Genomic DNA, 1788 nt, shown 5'->3' with positions numbered 1-1788 from the left:
AAGGTTTAATCGCTCCTCAGCCATACAGAGGCCCGCAATGCGGGCCTTTTTTATATATTCTTCCGGGGTAATCAAGGCGGCTAACATGTGGATAAACGGCATAGCGCAAACCGAACTTTCAGCACGCGATCGCGCAGTGCAATTTGGTGATGGCTGTTTTACCACCGCTGCGGTGATCAACGGCCAGGTTATGATGCTGGATGCACATCTGCAGCGGTTGAAAGAGGGCTGCGCACGGTTATTGATGGATGCGCCTGATCTAGCTCAACTCGCCGCAGAAATGCATCACGCCGCTGCGGGCCAGGCACAGGCTGTGCTGAAAGTGATTTTGACACCGGGCGCAGGCGGACGCGGTTATAGCCGCGCAGGCTGCCAAACACCGACGCGCATCCTTTCGCTCTCGCCGTGGCCACAGCATTACGCCACGCTGCAACAGCAGGGCGCCTTGCTCCACACCAGCCCAATACGTCTGGCGCGCAATCCGTTGCTGGCCGGCGTAAAGCACCTGAATCGCCTTGAACAGGTGTTAATTCGCCAGCATCTTGACCAGACGGGCGGCGACGAGGCGCTGGTGCTTGACACTAACGGGACGGTGGTGGAATGCTGTGCGGCCAATTTATTCTGGCGCAAAGGCAATATCGTCTTTACGCCGCGGCTTGAGCAGGCTGGCGTGGATGGCATTATGCGTCGTTATCTGATGGCGCAGATGGCCGCGAATGGCCAGACTTGTCAGCTGATTGATGGCAGCAGGGACGATGTGTTGAACGCCGATGAAGTGGTGATGTGCAACGCCCTGATGCCCGTTTTACCCGTGCGACAAATTGACGACGTTTCGTTTAGCGCACGCTCGCTGTATCAGCAACTGCGCGCCAGTTGCCCGACGATGGAAGCATCATGACTCGAATGAAAAAAATTCTCGCAGGCGTTGTGGTAGTCGCAGGACTCGCCGCCGCCTTTAGCTATTGGCAGATTGAACGTTTAGCCGAGACGCCCTTAACACTGCAGCAGGAAACCATTTACACCTTGCCCGCTGGCAGCGGTCGCGTGGTACTGGAAGCGCAACTGGAAAGTCAGCACATCATTCCGCAAAGCATCTGGTTTGGCCCGTTACTGAAGCTTGAACCGGAACTGGCGCGTTTCAAAGCCGGTACCTATCGCCTGGAAACCGGCATGACGGTGCGACAGTTGCTGCAATTGCTGGCAAGCGGTAAAGAAGCGCAGTTCCCGGTGCGCTTTATTGAAGGTTCGCGTCTTACCGAGTGGTTAGCCGAGCTACGCAAAGCGCCATACCTGAAACACACGCTGACCGACGATCAATTTGCCACCGTTGCCGCTGCGCTCAAACTCGATGTCAGCCAACTGGAAGGCAGCTTCTACCCTGATACGTATCTCTACACCGCCAATACCAGCGATGTGGCGCTACTGGAACGTGCCCATGCGCGCATGAACAAGCTGGTTGATGAGATTTGGCAGGGACGCATGGAGAATCTGCCTTACAAGAAAGAGCAGGACATGGTCACCATGGCGTCGATCATTGAGAAAGAGACTGGCGTGAGCGAAGAGCGCGCGCGCGTGGCGTCGGTGTTTATCAATCGCCTGCGTACCGGGATGAAACTGCAAACCGATCCCACGGTGATTTACGGTATGGGCGACAGCTACACCGGCACGCTAACCCGTAAAAATCTGGAAACGCCAACCGACTACAATACCTACACCATTAGCGGTTTGCCGCCGGGACCGATCGCGATGCCGGGCAAAGCCTCATTGCAGGCAGCGGCCCATCCCGAG

The 1788-nt window shown here is 56.4% G+C and carries 2 protein-coding genes; both read left to right on the top strand.

The window, feature by feature from the left end; genetic code table 11:
- Nucleotides 1-85 precede the first annotated feature (85 nt).
- Entirely contained in the window at nt 86-898 is an 813-nt protein-coding gene (pabC, locus tag RTM06_RS14795; protein WP_312183151.1) for an aminodeoxychorismate lyase, read from the top strand.
- A partial coding sequence (mltG, locus tag RTM06_RS14790; protein ID WP_312183148.1) for an endolytic transglycosylase MltG occupies nt 895-1788 on the top strand: 894 nt, incomplete at its 3' end. The genes pabC and mltG, both read left to right, overlap by 4 nt.

The sequence above is a fragment of the Pantoea sp. CTOTU46764 genome, assembly GCF_031974595.1.
GTDB lineage: Bacteria > Pseudomonadota > Gammaproteobacteria > Enterobacterales > Enterobacteriaceae > Pantoea > Pantoea trifolii.
The sequence above is the reverse complement of the archived record's forward strand: the minus strand, read 5'-3'. Positions and strand labels throughout refer to the sequence as shown.